Genomic DNA, 15,938 nt, shown 5'->3' with positions numbered 1-15,938 from the left:
ATAATCACTGTGCCGGTAATGTGGTGTGTGGTGCCGGGTGCCTCCCGGTGAACTGGAGGCCGATCTCTCCAGTTCGCCCATAAAAATGAAACATCATTGAGGATAACCTCATATCAGCATGACCCCGCCGCTGAGGGGGATTCACCACACAGAATACGTTATCAACCAAATTATCAGGATTAATTGGGTGCATTAATCTTGTTGTTTTCATATCTCACTTAATCATATGGAACGCACTTTTACACAATTTGAAATGATGTTTTGAGACTGAGATCGAACATTTAAATACAGACTGTAAATTATTAAAATGATGGAATTAAAGATATTCTTATTTATAATAAGTCATTTATAAACAACAAGATAAGTTTTCTAAGTGAGATGATAAATAAAGAGATGTATTGTTGATTTACTATCGAAAATAAATAAGTTAATAAATTTATTCCTGGAATAAATTGCGAACATTTGACGAAAAATGCAATACACTGAGCGCAACAGGGAGAGTGCGGAATGCAGAACCAGACGGGATGTCATCAACAACCTAAACGAAAGCTAAACAAGACAGTCAGCCAGGCTTGATCTGCCTTAACGTATCCCCAACACTCAGGAAAAAACATGCCTCCGTTAACGGAGCGGAAAATATAAAAATTATCCTCTGGAGCTGCTATGACAATCTATGGAAAGGATCGCCTTTTCATCTACGGTATTGAGAAAATACTCAGGCAACTGAGCAGAGAAAAAGGCAGCCGTTTTCGCAGCGGTGGCGCCGCAATATATGTGACCGCGGGAATGGATATCGTGGAAATGTATTCACTGTTTTTCTCCAGCCCGCCGCCGCATTACTCTATTTTCATCTCCTCTGAACGCCATTTCGATTCACTGACGCTACTTTTCCCTGGGCTGGTGAAACTCTGCCTTGCAGAAGATGTTCACGTACATGAGCTGCGCCAGGCACTGGAAGTGATGATCCTGCTTTGTCAGCAAAACCAGCAGCCCGGCTATATTCATGGCGCCTTTAAGTTCACCAGCGCCGAGCAGCAAATTATGCGCTTGCTGCTGCGCGGGCATTCAGTGGAGGATATCGCGCGGATACGCGGCGTCAGCCCGACCACCGTTAGCGTGCAGCGCAACAGCCTGATGAAACGTACCGGCACCAAGAGCTTGCAGGCGCTCTGTTCGCTCTATTCAGCGATGCGTATCGGTAGCGCACCCGAGATGTGCCGTTAATGCCTGGTGTTGCTCGCCCGCAGGCAGGCACAAAAAAAGCGCCTCGCCGGCGCTTAAAAACCACAAACACAATCCACCTGGTGTGGGCTGAGAATCAACAGGTTTTCGCCAAAAAATCACTGACGGTCTGCATGCACAACGACCGCTCTTCGACATGGGGCATATGGCTGGAGGATTCGAAAATCACCCATTGTGCGCCGGTAATATGATCCATAAACGGTTGCACCACTTCTGGTGTGGCTTCGTCATAGCGCCCGGAAATCAGTAATGTCGGTACGCGCACCTGTGGCAGACGGTCGATAATCGTCCACTCTTTCATGCTGCCGATCACGTGGAATTCTGTTGGGCCGTTCATTGCGTGGTACACCGTCGGATCGGCATCCATCGCATCAAAGGTGCGCTGAACTTCCGGCGGCCAGGGATCGAGACGGCAGACGTGGCGCTGGTAAAACACCTGGCTGGCCGCTTTGTATTCCGCGCTATCCAATGTGCCTGCCGCTTCGTGCGCCAGCAGCGTCTGCTGCACGTCAGGCGGAAGCTGCGCGCGCAGTTTCGCCGCGCCTTCCAGCCACAGCGCCATTGAAGCCGGTGAGTTGGCGATAATCATCGCTTTCAACCCTTGCGGCTGAGTGACTGCATGTTCTGCCGCCAGCATTCCACCCCACGATTGCCCCAACAGCGCGTAGTTGTCGGCAATCTCCAGCGCCTGCAGCAGATGATTCAGTTCGTCGAGAAATAGCGAAGGCTGCCAGAAATCGGGGCTTTTCTCCGGCAGATGGGTGGAACGTCCGTTACCCAATTGATCGTAGTGGATCACGGCGCGCCCGGTTTCGGCGATATCTTTGAACGCATCGACATAATCGTGAGTGCAGCCGGGGCCACCGTGCGCAACCACCAACGGCGTCTGGCCGTTGTGCAGATCGCCGCAGATGCGAAACCAGGTCTGATATCCCCGGAAGGGGACATAGCCTTCTCGAATGGTGTACATGAGTGACGTTTACCCTGTTAAGTGAACTGGCTTTCAGGTTAGAACGTCACTGCTTACGCTGAACACTAGCAAAAATGCTAGTTCTTAACTGTCCAGCAAACGGTAATGCAACGCCCGGACAACAGCCTGCACGCGGTTGGTCGCACCGAGCTTTTTCGCCGCCGTGTTCAGATGCAGCGTAACAGTCGCAACTGAGCGGTGCAGCTTGCGGGCAATCTCTTTCGCCGTCAGCCCTTCGGCGGACCACGCCAGACATTCACGCTCGCGGTTACTCAGTTTGACATGGCGACAGGTAAGCATTGAGGCGTCAAACAGCGGAAACGCCGACTCCTGAAAGCGGTGCGCCAGAAAGGTTAATTGCGCCAGCGTTTCGCTGATATCCCGCTCTTCCCGCTGGTCGGTCACAATGCCGGTTAGCGTGACAAAACCGCCATTGGGCAGATGCAGCGGCACGGTGGCGCCGCAGGGCATATTGTTATCGCGCATGTAGTGCGTCACTTCTTGCGCGTTCTCATCCAGTCGCCCCTGCAATGCGCTGCGATCCGGGCGTTGATAAGACCAGACAAACGGCGCGCAACTCTCCAGCGCAAAATGTTGAACCGGATCGACCTGATAGTAGCCACGCTCGCACCACAGCCTGCGCATATCATCCGGCACATTGCGCATCTCCAGCAGCGATGGCGTAATCAGCGCACCTTCCAGCGAACGCGGCACCGGCGTGTAGTCGTAAATTACCGCATCAAAACCCAACGCCTGCGTCCGGGCAAACAGCCCGGCAAAAGCCTCTGCAAGCCTGGTGGCGTTGGTTGCACCAGGGCTTTCGATATCAATGCGCATAATGAACTCCCCCAAGGTAAACGGTGCCATGCCACGGGCACGGTTTGTGCAATTTCCCCATGGCTTCGCCAAAGCATGCAATTCCGGTGCCGTCCTGCGAGAAAGGTAAAACTAGTATTTTTGCTAACTACCCAGCCCTGAGTGATGCCGTTAGCGTAAAGAAAACGCCCGCTAAGGCTGACCGGGCGCAAATTTATGACGCAGGGCTGCACTACGGTGGAGCGATTTTTTAACTTTTACCACCGTATGCACCATGGGAGTTCGCTGATGCATCGTTACCGTTTTCTGTTATTTCGACCCTTGCAATTGCTGCCCGTACTGCTTGGGATCAGCATCATCACCTTCGCGATGGTACGGGCGATCCCCGGCGATCCGGCGCGCATTCTGCTCGGCGTGCGCAGTACGCCAGAGGCGCTGGCGCGTATCCGTGCGCAGTTTGGTCTCGATGAACCGTTATGGGTGCAGTACGGCTACTTCCTGCGCAATTTATTGCAGGGGGAGCTGGGCAAATCGATTGTCTACCGCGTCGATACCCTGAAGCTGATTAACTCGCGGCTCGAACCGACATTGTGGCTGGTGCTGGGCAGCGTGCTGCTGGCGGTGATCCTCACCGTTCCGCTGGCCTCGCTGGCGGCGCGGCAGCGCGGGCGGGCGGCGGATCAACTGATCCGTCTGTTCACCACCGCCGGGTTAGGGTTTCCGGCGTTCTGGCTCGGCATCATGATGATCATCATTTTTAGCGTGGTGCTCGGTTGGTTCCCGGTCTCCGGTTACGGCAGCGATTTTGCCGACCAACTGCACCATATGGTGCTGCCGTGTCTGACGGTCGCGCTGGCATTGTCGGCGGTATTGATTCGCAACCTGCGCGCCAGCCTGCTGATGGAGATGAGCAGTGATTACGTGGTAGCGGCCAGGGCGCGAGGTCAGCGCGAAAACCGTATCTTCTGGCGTCATGTGCTGCCCAACTCACTGGTGCCGACGCTAAACCTGCTGGCGGTGAATATTGGCTGGCTGATTGGCAGCACGGTAGTGATTGAGAGCGTGTTCGCCATTCCGGGGCTGGGCCAGTTGCTGGTGAAAGCGATTTTTAGCCGCGACTACATGGTGGTGCAGGGCGTGGTGATGGTGTTTGCGTTGGCGACCGTGGTCGTCAACCTGCTGGCCGATGTGCTGACCGTGGCGCTGGATCCGAGGGTGAAATTATGAGTGCTCTCAGCGTGATTTCCGGGTTACGCCGCCGGGCGATCCCACGCCAGCATGCGCTGCGCGCCGGGATAGTGATTGTTGGTCTGTGGCTGTTTATCGCCCTGTTTGTTCCGTGGTTGGCACCGTTTGATCCCATTACGCAGGATGCCACATCAAGCCTGCTTCCCCCTGGCGGCGCGCATCTGTTCGGTACCGATAACTTTGGTCGCGATATCTTCTCGCGCGTGCTGTGGGGCGCGCGGGTGGATCTGCAAATCTGCCTGTTGGGGGTTATCTTCCCGTTTTTGCTCGGCACCACGCTCGGCGCGCTGTCCGGCTATCTCGGCGGCGTGGTAGATGCGGCCATTATGCGATTGATCGACATCGTGCTGGCGTTTCCTTTTCTGGTACTGATGCTGGCGATCATCGCCATCCTCGGGCCGGGACTGGGCAGCTTCTATATTGCGATGGCGATGGTTGGCTGGGTCTCTTACGCCCGACTGGTGCGGGCGCAGGTACTGACGTTAAAACAGCGGGATTTTATTGTTGCGGCACGCAGCCTTGGCTACGGCCACGCGCGCATCCTGTTCCGCCATCTGTTGCCAAACGCCATTACTGGCGCGCTGGTGTTCTCCATGTCCGACTGCGTGCTGGTGCTGCTGAACGGCGCGGCGGTCAGCTATCTTGGGCTGGGCGTGCAGCCGCCCACGGCGGAGTGGGGCGTGATGGTGGCGGAGGGGCAGAGCTTTATCACCACCGCGTGGTGGATAACCACCTTTCCGGGGCTGGCGATTGTGCTGCTGGCGATGGGCTTTAGCCTACTGGCCGATGGCCTCGGCGATAAACTGGGAGCGCGCGTATGACCCTGCTGACCGTCTCAGAACTGACCATTACCCGCGAGCCGGATATCGCGCTGGTCGATAAGGTCTCATTTACGTTGAGTGCCGGAGAGATGCTCGGCCTGGTCGGCGAGAGCGGCTCCGGGAAAACCGTGACCTGCCGCGCGTTGATGCGGCTGTTGCCCGGCCAGGGGTTAGCCATTACCGGCGGCGAAGTGCGGCTGGGTGGCCGTGATTTACTGGCGCTCAGCGAAGCGCAAATGTCGGCGGTGCGCGGTCGCGAAATGGGGATGATTTTCCAGAACCCGGCCAGCCACCTCAACCCGGTGATGACCATTGGCGAGCAAATTGCCGAAAGCCGTCGCCGTCATTTCGGCGCCAGCCGCGCGCAGGCGCGGGAAGATGCTAAAGAACTGCTGCGCCAGGTGGGTATTCCCGATCCGCAAAACCGCGTTCATAACTATCCGCATGAATTTTCCGGCGGCATGCGCCAGCGCGCGATGATCGCCGTGGCGCTGGCACCGGAGCCGTCGCTGCTGATTGCCGACGAGCCAACCACCGCGCTGGATGTCACCGTGCAGATGCAGATCCTGCGTCTGCTCAGCGACTTGCGTCAGCAACTGGGGCTGGCGGTGATCATGATCACCCACGATCTCGGCGTGGTGGCGCAAACCTGCGATCGCATCGCCGTCATGTACGGCGGGCGGCTGTGCGAAGTGGGCGGCAAGCGCGATGTGCTGGCGCAGCCGCTGCATCCTTACACCCGTGGATTAATCGATTGCCAGCCGGCCAGCGAAGGCGGGCAGGGGCGTCTGGTGACTATCAGCGGCCAGCCGCCGGTGGCAGATAACTTCCCGGCCGGTTGCCGCTTTCATCCTCGTTGCCAGTACGCCAGCGCGGCTTGTCAGCAACAGCCTGCGCTGCGGCAGGGACGCGACACGCTGGCGCATGCGGCGGCCTGTCATCACGCATTACAACCACTTAGCCTGCGGGAGGGCGCATGACGACATCAGCAAACTGGCCCCTGTTAGAGGCGGACAATGTCAGCGTGACCTTTCCGGTTTCCGGCGGCCTGCCAGGCGCCAGGCGGGTGGTGCACGCCGTTAATGATGTCACACTGAAAATTCACGCCGGGGAAACCCTCGGCCTGGTGGGCGAATCCGGCAGCGGCAAAAGCACGCTGGGACGGGCGTTATTGCAGCTGGAGCGGGTGACGGCGGGCGAGGTGCGCTTCGATGGTCACCGCATTACTCATGGGCTGAAGAGTGACGTGGCGCGGTTGCGCCTACAAACGGCGATGATTTTCCAGGATCCTTTCGCCTCACTTAATCCGCGCCAGACCATCGGCGACAGCATTGCGGAAGTACTGCGCGTGCATCAGAAAGTGCCGCGCAGCGGTGTGAATGCGCGAGTGGCTGAATTGCTGACGTTAGTCGGGCTGCGCCCGGAGCAAGCGAAGGCCCTCCCCGGCCAGCTTAGCGGCGGGCAGTGCCAGCGTGCCGGAATTGCGCGCGCGCTGGCGATCGAACCCCGCTTGATTGTGGCGGATGAGTGCGTGGCGGCGCTGGATGTCTCCATTCAGGGGCAGATCGTCAACCTGCTGATGGAACTGCGCGAAAAGATGGGGCTGGCGATTTTGTTTATCGCGCACGATCTGGCGATTGTGCGCCGCCTGTGCGATCGCGTGGCGGTGATGTACCTCGGGCGCATTGTCGAAGAAGGCCCGTCCGAAGCGGTGTTCACGCAGCCGCGCCATCCTTATACCGCCGCGCTGGTGGCGGCGATCCCGGAAATCGATCCCGATAAACCGCTGCCTGCGGAGCCGCTCGGCGGTGAACCGCCCAGCCCGTTATCCATTCCACAGGGTTGCGCTTTCCATCCGCGCTGCCCCTATGCGCAGGTGCAGTGTCGTACCGGCGCGTTACCTCCAACCCGGCAGATTGCCGATCACGCATATTCCTGTGTGTTGACCCATACAGGTGATGAGACTGTTTTTCCTTTAACCAGGAGATCTTTTGATGAAGCACAGGCATGTTAAGTTGTTGGCGGCCAGCGTTTTTCTGGCGCTCAGTGTGGTCAGCGAAATGGCGCAGGCGGCAGGCGTATTAACCATTGGCCGTCGCGAAGACAGCACCACGTTCGACCCGATCAAATCGGCGCAAAACGCCGACAACTGGGTGTTTTCCAACGTCTTTGATCCGCTGGTGCGGGTGGATAAAACCGGCACCAAACTGGAGCCGGGCGTGGCGGAAAGCTGGAGCATTTCACCGGACGGCAAGGTCTATACCTTTAAAATTCGCGACACTAAATTCTCCGACGGTACGCCGGTGAGCGCCAGCGATGCCGCGTTCAGCCTGCTGCGTATTCGTGATGATGCCGGTTCATTGTGGCGCGATTCGTACAGCATTATCGACAAAGCCGAAGCGCCGGATGCGCGCACGCTGGTCGTCACGCTGAAATCGCCGTCTGCGCCGTTCCTGTCACAACTGGCATTGCCGAATGCGTCGGTGATCTCGGAAAAAGCGCTGAAGGACGAAGGAGCAGAGACGTTTGCCGAAAAACCGGTCGGTTCTGGCGCGTTTAGCGTGAAAGAGTGGGTGCGCGGCGAGAAAATCGTGCTGGTGAAGAACCCGAACTTCTGGCAGGCGAAGAACGTCAGCCTCGACGAAGTGGACTGGCTGACTATTCCCGATGACAACACCCGCATGCTGAAAGTGCAGGCCGGTGAGCTGGATGCCGCGCTGACGGTGCCGTTCTCGCGCATTGCATCACTGCAAAAAGACAGCAATCTGAAGGTGGAGCTGGATCCATCAACCCGTGAAGATCATCTGTTGATCAACCACTCGCACGGTGCGCTCGGTAAAGTGGAAGTGCGCCAGGCGCTGGACTTCGCCATCGACAAAGATGCGATTGTGAAGACCGTGACCTTTGGCTACGGCCAGGTGGCGAACTCCTATATTCCGGCTGGCGCGCTGTATCACTACAGCGATAACCTGCGCCGCGCCTACGATCCGGAAAAAGCCAAACAGATGCTGAAAGCCGCCGGCGCCTCCGATTTAACGCTGAATTATGTGGTTAACGCCGGGGATGAAGTGGATGAGCAGATCGCCATTCTGCTGCAACAGCAACTGGCGAAAGCGGGTGTGAAGGTGAACCTACAAAAAGTTGACCCCAGCCAGAGCTGGGACATGCTGGTGGCGGGCGAATACGATATTTCGGTGATGTACTGGACCAACGATATTCTCGACCCGGATCAGAAAACCACCTTTGTGCTGGGCCACGATGCGAACATGAACTACATGACGCGTTATAAGAATGACAAGGTGAAAGCGCTGGTCGCTGCGGCTCGCGTGGAAATGGATCCGAAAAAACGCGAACAGATGTATATCGATCTGCAAAAAATGGCCAAAGCCGATGTGAACTGGATCGACCTCTACTACAGCCCGTACCGCAATGTGAGCCGGAAAAATATCGAAGGTTTCTATCAGAATCCGCTCGGTCGCTTTTTCCTCGAAGATACGGTGAAGAAATAACGTTTTGCCTGATGGCGTACGCTTACCGGGCCTGGGGGAGTGAATCCGCGCCAGTCCCGGTGAGCGGCGCTAATCGAAAGCCGCCAGGAGACGTCGCACCAGCGGCTTTGTTTCGTTTTTTCTCCACACCAGGTGTAGCGTGATCTCCAGCGGTAGCCATGGCAAAGCCACTAATGCCACCTTCTCCGACGCAATGCGCGCCAGGCTTTGCTGAATAAAGGTGAATCCCAGTCCCGCTTCGACACAAGAGAGCGCGGCCAGCGGGCCGGAAACTTCGAGGCTGATGCGCGGGGTGAAGCCTTTTTCCTGACAGGCCCGAAGTAACTGCGCGCGTGCTGCCGGGTTCAGGTTTTCCTGCTCGGCTATCCAGGGATACTGCTCAAGCTGCGCGGGCGTAGGCGCGGGGAGGGCCATCTCTTTCGGCATCGCCAGCAGCACCGGCTCGGTAAGAACGATTTTCTGGCAAAACTGCGCGTCGCTTGACGGCGGCAGCGTATATAAGAACGCCACATCAATTAACCGGGCCTGTAGCTGCTCAAGCTGTTGCTTTGAACGCATCGAATGCAGCTTGATATCGATATCTGGCGGCAGCGCTAATTTTGCCAGCGCGTCGGGCAGCAGGCGTGAGTGAATCGCCGCTTCGACATAGCCGATATCGATACGTCCGGCGTTGGCCTGGCCCAGATGTCTGGCGTGATCTTTCAGCCGATTATAGTGCTGAAGAAAAGGCCCCACTTCGTCGAGAAATTTTTCCCCTTCAGTGGTCAGATGGAGGCGTTTTTTCTCGCGATGAAACAGCGTGACGCCTAATTCATCTTCCAGCATCTGAATTTGTCGGCTCAGCGGGGATGATGAGATATTCAGCCTTTCAGCCGCCTGGCCGATATGCTCAAGCCGGGCAACAACGGTAAACGATCGCAGCAGTTTGATGTCCACAACAAATCCGGTCTCAACTCGGTTAAAAATGGCAATAGCCTGAACGGCTATTTAACCGCAATATAACTCTCATGAATACTGCACCGTAACATGTTGATAATTATCTATTTATAGAGAGGAGTTTGCGCATGTTTATCGTAACGTTGAAATATAAAAAGCCGTTAAGCGAGGTCGATCGCTTTGTTGAGGCGCACCGCACGTATCTCGACGCGTGCTTTAAAGAGAACTATTTTCTGGCGGCCGGGCCAACGAACCCGCGCAGTGGCGGCGTGATTTTAACCCGCGCGCTGGCCCGCCCGGCGCTGGATGCGCTGCTGCAAGAAGATCCCTTTTACCGTGAAGGCGTGGCCGATTACGAGGTTGTAGAATTCGAGCCGATGAAATGCAGCGCCGCAATGGCCGCCGCGCTGGGAAAATAGCGCTTAGCGTGGCAACAAACTCAGCAGGGCACAAATCGTGCCCTTGTGCTTTTCCCGCGTTAAAACACCATTACATGTAACAGCGTGCGGACCAGAATGCCGACAATCGCGCCGGGCAGTACAAAGCGGAACAGGTGGACAAAGCGGCTGGCGATACCGAGGAAAATCCCGATCCCCGGTAAATCGAGGGTTTGCACCAGGAAGCCCGCCGAGGCGTTGATCTGCTGCGCCGTCAGTTGACCGTGCTGCACCATCTCCGAGGCCACGCCAAAATAGGCCGTTCCGCCCGCCAGGCATTTGGTCAGCGTCAGCAGCACATATACCGTGGAAATATGGAAGAATTCCAGCATCGGCGTTAACAGCGACGTCAGCGCTTCTACCACGCCTGCCGCTTTCAGTAAGCCCACCACCGTCAGCGATAACAACAGCATCGGCAGCGATCCCAGCGACAGGCGAATCGCATCGGCGCCCGCGCCGTTAATCACCGAAATCAAACTCGCGCGCGGTTTATCTTTATTCAGCTCTCCCTCTTCATCGCGCAGGCTGGCAGAAGAGAGCCTGCGTCCCGTGACGTACCAGGTCAGCGTTGAAGCAGCAAGGCCACCAATCAGCGAAATCACAATCGCTATGCCCCAGTGCAGGCCGAACGGAGTCAGAGGATAAAACACATTCGCCTGGCCCATGGCGAACAACATGGCGAGCGTGGCGGCAAGATGGCGATCGGAGGTGCCGCGGCGCTCCATAATAGCCAGCGCGGCGAGCGGTGCGGCAAAGCTGACAAAATTAAGCTGAATCAGGGCGAAAATCCCCATTCCGCTGATACCAAAAGGCTTTAATACCGGGGAGGTGAGACGAACAATGCCATCCAGAACCCCTTTTTCCTCCAGATACTTCATTATGATAAGCATCACCACCATGATCGGCAGCAAGGTATACAGCGCAACATCCACGGAAACCTTGCCCGCCGACATGATGATTTCAATGATATTCATGAACCACTCCGGTAAACGTACTTGCCCGGTAGTTTACACCCGCTAACGGAACGGCAGGCTCATTCATTCCATTGGTTTTACTTATTTTCTGTAAGCGAATACGGCCTGGCGATGCGCCGTCGGCATAAATCGGAGGGGAAAAGACGTCAGGAACCTGGGTTGGCGTAGCCGCCGAGGATAAACCAGGCAAGGAAAGCGACCGCTACAATAAAAACCAGCACCGGAAAGGCAATACCAATTCTCATATACCCTCTTACGTTGTCAAAAGCCTTAGTCAACAGGAAACCGCGTCGTCTGCGCGGGGAGACAACGTTAACACAAAAACACTAAAAAATGACCGTGTTACAGACTAAAAGCGGCTGCGATTCGCCTGCTCGACGGTGATTTTTAAGTAGCTATGGGCAATATTTTCGCGGAAGTACGCTTCCTGTTGCTGACTCATCAAAAAACCCTGCCAGACTTTCGGCGGTACGCCGAGATACTGCTCTACGCGGCCATTACTGTGCTCAAGCTCCAGCACACTGGAGTTCGGGTCATAGCCTGCCGCCTTTAGCGCCCTGCAAGAAAGGGGATGTCTTTTCATTTTTTTGTCCTGCTCAACGTCAATGTCACAAAAGGCTTTTAAGCTATCGGCAGGCGGCTAAGAATATTTACCACTGATGCAAGACTCTTTTCGTATAGTCGAGGTGAATGAATGACGCTCAGTGACCTACACATTGCGCCATGCGCTGGCCGGGACTTTCAGCCAGCGGCAGTGATGAACAAGTTCGGCGCGGCGATGATCGCTGGCACTGATCAGCGCTTCCAGTTCAATTCCGGTTAGTTTTTGGCGCCGAAGTTCATAAATTTCTTCGACCGCATTGAGCGAGGAATAACGGCGTAAAATACGCAGATAATAGTGGCGCATGGCGGTCATACTACAAAGGTTAGTAGGCATAGTAATTTTCTCTTGTTTTTAAATGAATAAATGTTTTCAAAATAATGTCTGTAGTGAGGCCAGTCTTATTTTCTGTGTCAGCTATTGACGTGTAACCTTGTTCATCAGTAAATAAAGCATCCTCTCTTTGCGAGTACACAAAATGATCATCATCGAACTGACTGTGATTGGTGTGCTGCTGGTTATAATCGCTTTTTCATTCTATAAGCATTTAAAAGTGGTTCGTGCCAGAAACGTCGGCAATACCAAAAAATATCACCGACGATAATCTCACTACTATTATGCTTTTACGCTGTCCGTTTCGAACGTAAACAGGTACAGAGGATGTTTTTTTATACTTAATTATTATGGTTTACGTTGCGAGTATCAGGTTTTTATTTTAACTTCTGGTAATAATCAGCCGTAGGCCACCAATCTACGATTTGGCGTTTTTTGCTGGGGGAAAGGCATTATTTCTTCCTCGTTTTCTGCCAGTCCACTATCTTTGAATGGAAAAATACTGAAGGCGTAAAAAATATCAATTCTGGAGTTGGCTGAGATTTTCTTCTTAATGTTGTCTTTATGGGATGAAACCGTTTTCTTGTTGATACTCAGTAGGTTAGATATTTCGTCGTCGCTCTTTTCGAAGATCATGCCCTTCAATATGGCGATTTCCCGACGGCCTAGTCGAATGGTTTTTACATGGCTACTTACTCGTCCATTTATAAATTCAGTTAAAATGTCTGCTAAAACATCCACTTGTATTTTATCGGGGATCACAATTATAGGTGTATGTACCAGGGTAAACGGCGAAAAATGACCTTTAGTCACAACCAGCATCCCTCGGTTGGAAAAAGGCGCACTAAAATTAATGGCAATGTGTATTTCACTGCAATTTCGAATTTCTTTCACTAATTGAATTATACCTTTTTTGGTATAAGAGCAATTAATTTTGAACAATACGATATCTATATTTCTTCCCATATTAACATCCTCCCGGATCGTATGAAACTGTGTGTAAAAACATTGGCGAGTAAAAAAATGGTTTTGCTTTCGATCCTTCTTCTCTTTCTAGTTTGATCTGTATCATACTGCCAAAAAGTTGTTAACTGAGGATATTCTTATTTTTGTTTTATGCAAGATGTTGCCGCTTCGTTTAGATAATTAAATAGAACTGAGGAATCTCCCAATTGTTTCCATATTGTCGAGGAATGTCTTAATTTGCGATCTTATTTTGTGATGGCGATTTAAAGTGCGAAAGCTCCCAATAAAATATGAGGGTTGGACATGACGCATTTACATCGCATTATTTTGGTCGTTAGTTTTATTATTTCTGGATTGGCACACGCAGCTCCTGTAGCCGAAGGCTCTGCCGCGGGAAGTAATGCTTCAGACAGTGCTATTGGCAATTCGGCGTGGGTAGGGGTTGCGGGCGTTGCCGCCGTTACCGGGCTGGCATTGTTGGCAATGGGCGGTGGGGACAACGGCAGTAACACGTCAACCTCTACCACCACTACTACCACCACCACACCGTCGAAGTGAGGTGAATTAAGACCGTACGTGTTGCCTGAGAAAAAAGGGAGCCTGGATGACTCCCTTCTTCCGGGATAGCGGCGAATGCCGCCAGCCAGTTCCTGACATAACGGATAACATCGACCAGTGCCTGATTTTTCGCCCGTCTGTTTGTCCTCCCTGAAAAGCGGATATTCATGCTGACAAGGAGCCGATTGCTCCGATCGTTATTCCGCACGAAAAGGCCGTTAGTCGATGATTGCAGTATTGCCTGCAACATCATCATTGACTGCGCCGTGCCTTAAGCGAATCCCTCCAGGGAGCGTGAATCGTTAATAAGTAATAAGGCGCCAGCATTTCATCAACAAATGCTCTAACTGCGTATTACTGTGGGCAGCGGTAGCGCATCCAGCTTCTTCTTTATTATTGAGCTGTTCGACCTCTCTCTTTTATTGCAGCGCAATAAACCCGCCTGTAGGCCTGATAAGGCGCTGTCCCATCAGGTGATCCCATCGTAATTTCATATTTTCCGTAAGGTTATAGCCTTCGTATAGTGAAATCGCACCCATTACGCAGCTTGCGGAATTCGTTGAAACACTACGAGGGACACTATGCGAGTCATCAAACCCTTCTCTCTCGGTGCACTTTTAGGCACCGGCTTTGCCGCCATTATTGTGATCAGTTTCCTGGTAGCGATTTTTGGGCGGACACAATTACTTAGCACCAGCAAACACATTGAATATTACGAGAAATATCACCTGACTAACCTGCTGGCGATGCAGGAGCTAAAGGACACGTTAAACAACGCCACCAAAGCAACCTTTATTATGGTGTTCCAGGATGACGCCGATAAACAGGAGGCCGAAGAGAAGGTCACTGAAGCGGCAATCCAGCGTATCGACACGCTGGTCAAACAGTTACAGCAGAATATTCAGGGCAGCGATATCCAGCAGATGTTGGATCGTTTTAAACAGACGCAGGCGCAATACGTCGCGGTTGTGCGCCAGACGGTGAGCATGGCGAAAAATGGCCAGATGCTCGACTCCCAGTCGATGGCGGTGGATAAATTGCAACCGGTTCAGGCACAACTGTTTAATGAAATCACGTTGATGATCCAGCGCCAGCAGGCCAGCACGACCACGGCAGCGGCGGAGAGCACCGGCGACGCGCGCACATCCGGCGATCTGTTGCTGATACTGGCCGCAGCGGCAACGCTGCTTGGCGTGTTGATCGCCTGGTTTGCCACGCGGCTTATCAAGCGGCAACTGGGCGGTGAACCGGCTTATGCGCTGCGAGTGGTACACGATATCGCTGAGGGTAATCTGGCCATGCCGGTGACGCTGGCGGCAGGCGATCGCCACAGCTTGCTGGCCGGGATGGAAGCGATGCGTCAAAGCCTCAACCGCATTGTGGCGCAGGTTCGTGAGAGCAGCGAATCGATCTCGGCAGGCGCCAGCGGCGTGGCGGCGGGCAGTATGGATCTCAGTCAGCGTACGGAGCAGCAGGCGGCCAGCCTGCAACAGACGGCGGCATCAATGGAGCAAATCGGCCAGACCATTCGCCAGAACGCCGACACGGTGCGCGTCACCAACCAGCAAGCCACTGCCGCCAGCGACATTGCCGCCAAAGGCGGAGAAGCGATCGACAACATTGTGCGCACCATGGACGAGATCAGCCAGAGCTCGCGCAAAATCGGCGAAATCATTGCCGTTATCGACGGTATTACTTTCCAGACCAATATCCTGGCGCTCAACGCGGCGGTGGAAGCGGCGCGTGCCGGTGAGCACGGGCGCGGTTTTGCCGTGGTCGCAGGGGAGGTGCGTTCACTGGCGCAGCGCTCCGCCACGGCGGCGAAAGAGATCAAAGGGCTGATTCAGGCCAGTATTGATTGCGTGGATCACGGTGCAACGCTGGTCAACAATGCCGGTTCCACCATCGGCGAGCTGGTTAAGCAGTCACACCATGTCGCGGAAATGATTAACGAAATCGGCATGACCACCCAGGAACAGGAGCTGGGCGTTGCGCAGGTGAACGATGCGATTGCCCAACTCGATCAGGTGACGCAGCAGAATGCCGCGCTGGTGGGCGCCTCCAGTTCGGCTGTCGATCATTTGCGCGATCAGTCCCGAAATCTGGTGGCGCTGATGAGCGTTTTCCGCACCGAATATGCCCGGCGGGAAAATGCGCCGCAGCTCGCCTCCGGTGTGCTGGTGAATACGTGACGATTCTGAATAAACGCGATGCCACGTAAACCAGACAACGGCGTCGCAGAATGAGGGACAGGGATGTCCCGATAGCGATGGATGTAATCCGCGACGGAGAGCACTCGAATAGCGTAATCATTAAACCATGGTGAATGGCGCGGATTATGCCGCAAGCGGCAGTCAATCCTGTATTTTCAGCAAAGGCGAGTGACCAAAAAAATTGGCTGGATAGCGTTATTTTTCTGCAGTAAATTCGAGCAATCTGTTATTTACCCCAGGAAAAAATCCTGGAAGTTGATATTTTTATTTTATAAAAACATAGGTTAATACTTTTGTTTTAATAAAATAAATCG

The 15,938-nt window shown here is 54.1% G+C and carries 17 protein-coding genes; 9 read left to right on the top strand and 8 right to left on the bottom strand.

From position 1 onward, the window contains the following. Positions 1–663: 663 nt before the first annotated feature. The gene (locus tag AWR26_RS18900; protein ID WP_064568081.1) at positions 664–1,224 is read left to right on the top strand and encodes a helix-turn-helix transcriptional regulator; all 561 of its coding nucleotides are present in this window, start codon (positions 664–666) and stop codon (positions 1,222–1,224) included. Positions 1,225–1,318: 94 nt separating this feature from the next. On the opposite strand, the gene AWR26_RS18895 is transcribed toward AWR26_RS18900, so the two are convergent. Continuing rightward, a complete protein-coding gene (locus tag AWR26_RS18895; RefSeq protein ID WP_064568079.1) occupies positions 1,319–2,212 on the bottom strand; it encodes a proline iminopeptidase-family hydrolase in 894 nt (297 codons plus the stop codon). Positions 2,213–2,296: 84 nt separating this feature from the next. Further along, a complete protein-coding gene (locus tag AWR26_RS18890; protein ID WP_043954441.1) occupies positions 2,297–3,049 on the bottom strand; it encodes a LuxR family transcriptional regulator in 753 nt (250 codons plus the stop codon). A 267-nt stretch (positions 3,050–3,316) separates the two neighbouring features. Here AWR26_RS18890 and AWR26_RS18885 point away from each other — a divergent pair, with 267 nt between their 5' ends. The 5 genes from AWR26_RS18885 to AWR26_RS18865 are packed head-to-tail and all read left to right on the top strand — an operon-like array spanning position 3,317 to position 8,606. Further along, positions 3,317–4,255, top strand: coding sequence for an ABC transporter permease (locus AWR26_RS18885; protein ID WP_007373693.1), 939 nt, complete (start codon positions 3,317–3,319; stop codon positions 4,253–4,255). Further along, positions 4,252–5,097: an ABC transporter permease gene (locus AWR26_RS18880; RefSeq protein WP_043954440.1), complete on the top strand. Its 846-nt coding sequence runs from the start codon at positions 4,252–4,254 to the stop codon at positions 5,095–5,097. Before AWR26_RS18885 ends, AWR26_RS18880 begins: the two co-directional genes overlap by 4 nt. Further along, a complete protein-coding gene (locus AWR26_RS18875) occupies positions 5,094–6,077 on the top strand; it encodes an ABC transporter ATP-binding protein (protein WP_064568077.1) in 984 nt (327 codons plus the stop codon). Before AWR26_RS18880 ends, AWR26_RS18875 begins: the two co-directional genes overlap by 4 nt. Then, positions 6,074–7,111 carry an ABC transporter ATP-binding protein gene (locus tag AWR26_RS18870; protein WP_064568075.1) on the top strand — a complete coding sequence of 346 codons (1,038 nt, stop codon included), beginning with the start codon at positions 6,074–6,076 and terminating at the stop codon, positions 7,109–7,111. The genes AWR26_RS18875 and AWR26_RS18870 overlap by 4 nt, the downstream gene beginning before the upstream one ends. Further along, on the top strand, positions 7,092–8,606 hold the full coding sequence (locus AWR26_RS18865) for an ABC transporter substrate-binding protein (protein ID WP_035889726.1): 1,515 nt from the start codon (positions 7,092–7,094) through the stop codon (positions 8,604–8,606). The genes AWR26_RS18870 and AWR26_RS18865 overlap by 20 nt, the downstream gene beginning before the upstream one ends. Before the next feature lie 69 nt (positions 8,607–8,675). Here the strand turns inward: AWR26_RS18865 and AWR26_RS18860 are convergent, their stop codons facing one another. Beyond that, on the bottom strand, positions 8,676–9,542 hold the full coding sequence (locus tag AWR26_RS18860) for a LysR family transcriptional regulator (protein WP_064568073.1): 867 nt from the start codon (positions 9,540–9,542) through the stop codon (positions 8,676–8,678). Between the two features lie 128 nt (positions 9,543–9,670). Here AWR26_RS18860 and AWR26_RS18855 point away from each other — a divergent pair, with 128 nt between their 5' ends. Further along, positions 9,671–9,961, top strand: coding sequence for a YciI family protein (locus AWR26_RS18855; protein WP_064568071.1), 291 nt, complete (start codon positions 9,671–9,673; stop codon positions 9,959–9,961). Between the two features lie 59 nt (positions 9,962–10,020). Here AWR26_RS18855 and AWR26_RS18850 read toward each other — a convergent pair whose 3' ends face one another. The 5 genes from AWR26_RS18850 to AWR26_RS18830 form a co-directional block, all read right to left on the bottom strand. Then, entirely contained in the window at positions 10,021–10,953 is a 933-nt protein-coding gene (locus AWR26_RS18850; RefSeq protein WP_064568069.1) for a nucleoside recognition domain-containing protein, read from the bottom strand. Positions 10,954–11,099: 146 nt separating this feature from the next. Next, a complete protein-coding gene (locus AWR26_RS18845) occupies positions 11,100–11,198 on the bottom strand; it encodes a YoaK family small membrane protein (protein ID WP_035889721.1) in 99 nt (32 codons plus the stop codon). A gap of 104 nt (positions 11,199–11,302) precedes the next feature. After that, on the bottom strand, positions 11,303–11,536 hold the full coding sequence (locus AWR26_RS18840) for a KTSC domain-containing protein (protein WP_043954432.1): 234 nt from the start codon (positions 11,534–11,536) through the stop codon (positions 11,303–11,305). Between the two features lie 126 nt (positions 11,537–11,662). Continuing rightward, positions 11,663–11,890, bottom strand: coding sequence for an Hha/YmoA family nucleoid-associated regulatory protein (locus AWR26_RS18835; protein ID WP_082934117.1), 228 nt, complete (start codon positions 11,888–11,890; stop codon positions 11,663–11,665). Positions 11,891–12,286: 396 nt separating this feature from the next. After that, positions 12,287–12,853 carry a LuxR C-terminal-related transcriptional regulator gene (locus AWR26_RS18830; RefSeq protein ID WP_043954430.1) on the bottom strand — a complete coding sequence of 189 codons (567 nt, stop codon included), beginning with the start codon at positions 12,851–12,853 and terminating at the stop codon, positions 12,287–12,289. A gap of 354 nt (positions 12,854–13,207) precedes the next feature. Here AWR26_RS18830 and yjbE point away from each other — a divergent pair, with 354 nt between their 5' ends. Both yjbE and AWR26_RS18820 read left to right on the top strand, forming a co-directional pair. Next, positions 13,208–13,411, top strand: coding sequence for an exopolysaccharide production protein YjbE (gene yjbE / locus AWR26_RS18825; protein ID WP_407658714.1), 204 nt, complete (start codon positions 13,208–13,210; stop codon positions 13,409–13,411). Between the two features lie 581 nt (positions 13,412–13,992). Beyond that, positions 13,993–15,603, top strand: a complete 1,611-nt coding sequence (locus AWR26_RS18820) for a methyl-accepting chemotaxis protein (RefSeq protein ID WP_064568065.1) — start codon at positions 13,993–13,995, stop codon at positions 15,601–15,603. The last annotated feature ends 335 nt before the right edge of the window (positions 15,604–15,938 follow it).

Origin of the sequence: Kosakonia oryzae (assembly GCF_001658025.2) — a bacterium.
GTDB classification, from domain to species: domain Bacteria; phylum Pseudomonadota; class Gammaproteobacteria; order Enterobacterales; family Enterobacteriaceae; genus Kosakonia; species Kosakonia oryzae.
The sequence above is the reverse complement of the archived record's forward strand: the minus strand, read 5'-3'. Positions and strand labels throughout refer to the sequence as shown.

Bases quoted from the DNA above. Each gene is read 5' to 3' on its own strand.
- AWR26_RS18870 (WP_064568075.1), top strand. From the start codon at position 6,074: ATGACGACATCAGCAAACTGGCCCCTGTTAGAGGCGGACAATGTCAGC.
- AWR26_RS18875 (WP_064568077.1), top strand. From the start codon at position 5,094: ATGACCCTGCTGACCGTCTCAGAACTGACCATTACCCGCGAGCCGGAT.
- AWR26_RS18865 (WP_035889726.1), top strand. From the start codon at position 7,092: ATGAAGCACAGGCATGTTAAGTTGTTGGCGGCCAGCGTTTTTCTGGCG.
- AWR26_RS18885 (WP_007373693.1), top strand. From the start codon at position 3,317: ATGCATCGTTACCGTTTTCTGTTATTTCGACCCTTGCAATTGCTGCCC.
- AWR26_RS18890 (WP_043954441.1), bottom strand. From the start codon at position 3,049: ATGCGCATTGATATCGAAAGCCCTGGTGCAACCAACGCCACCAGGCTT.
- AWR26_RS18845 (WP_035889721.1), bottom strand. From the start codon at position 11,198: ATGAGAATTGGTATTGCCTTTCCGGTGCTGGTTTTTATTGTAGCGGTC.
- AWR26_RS18830 (WP_043954430.1), bottom strand. From the start codon at position 12,853: ATGGGAAGAAATATAGATATCGTATTGTTCAAAATTAATTGCTCTTAT.
- AWR26_RS18855 (WP_064568071.1), top strand. From the start codon at position 9,671: ATGTTTATCGTAACGTTGAAATATAAAAAGCCGTTAAGCGAGGTCGAT.
- AWR26_RS18900 (WP_064568081.1), top strand. From the start codon at position 664: ATGACAATCTATGGAAAGGATCGCCTTTTCATCTACGGTATTGAGAAA.
- AWR26_RS18880 (WP_043954440.1), top strand. From the start codon at position 4,252: ATGAGTGCTCTCAGCGTGATTTCCGGGTTACGCCGCCGGGCGATCCCA.
- AWR26_RS18895 (WP_064568079.1), bottom strand. From the start codon at position 2,212: ATGTACACCATTCGAGAAGGCTATGTCCCCTTCCGGGGATATCAGACC.
- AWR26_RS18850 (WP_064568069.1), bottom strand. From the start codon at position 10,953: ATGAATATCATTGAAATCATCATGTCGGCGGGCAAGGTTTCCGTGGAT.
- AWR26_RS18835 (WP_082934117.1), bottom strand. From the start codon at position 11,890: ATGCCTACTAACCTTTGTAGTATGACCGCCATGCGCCACTATTATCTG.
- AWR26_RS18820 (WP_064568065.1), top strand. From the start codon at position 13,993: ATGCGAGTCATCAAACCCTTCTCTCTCGGTGCACTTTTAGGCACCGGC.
- AWR26_RS18840 (WP_043954432.1), bottom strand. From the start codon at position 11,536: ATGAAAAGACATCCCCTTTCTTGCAGGGCGCTAAAGGCGGCAGGCTAT.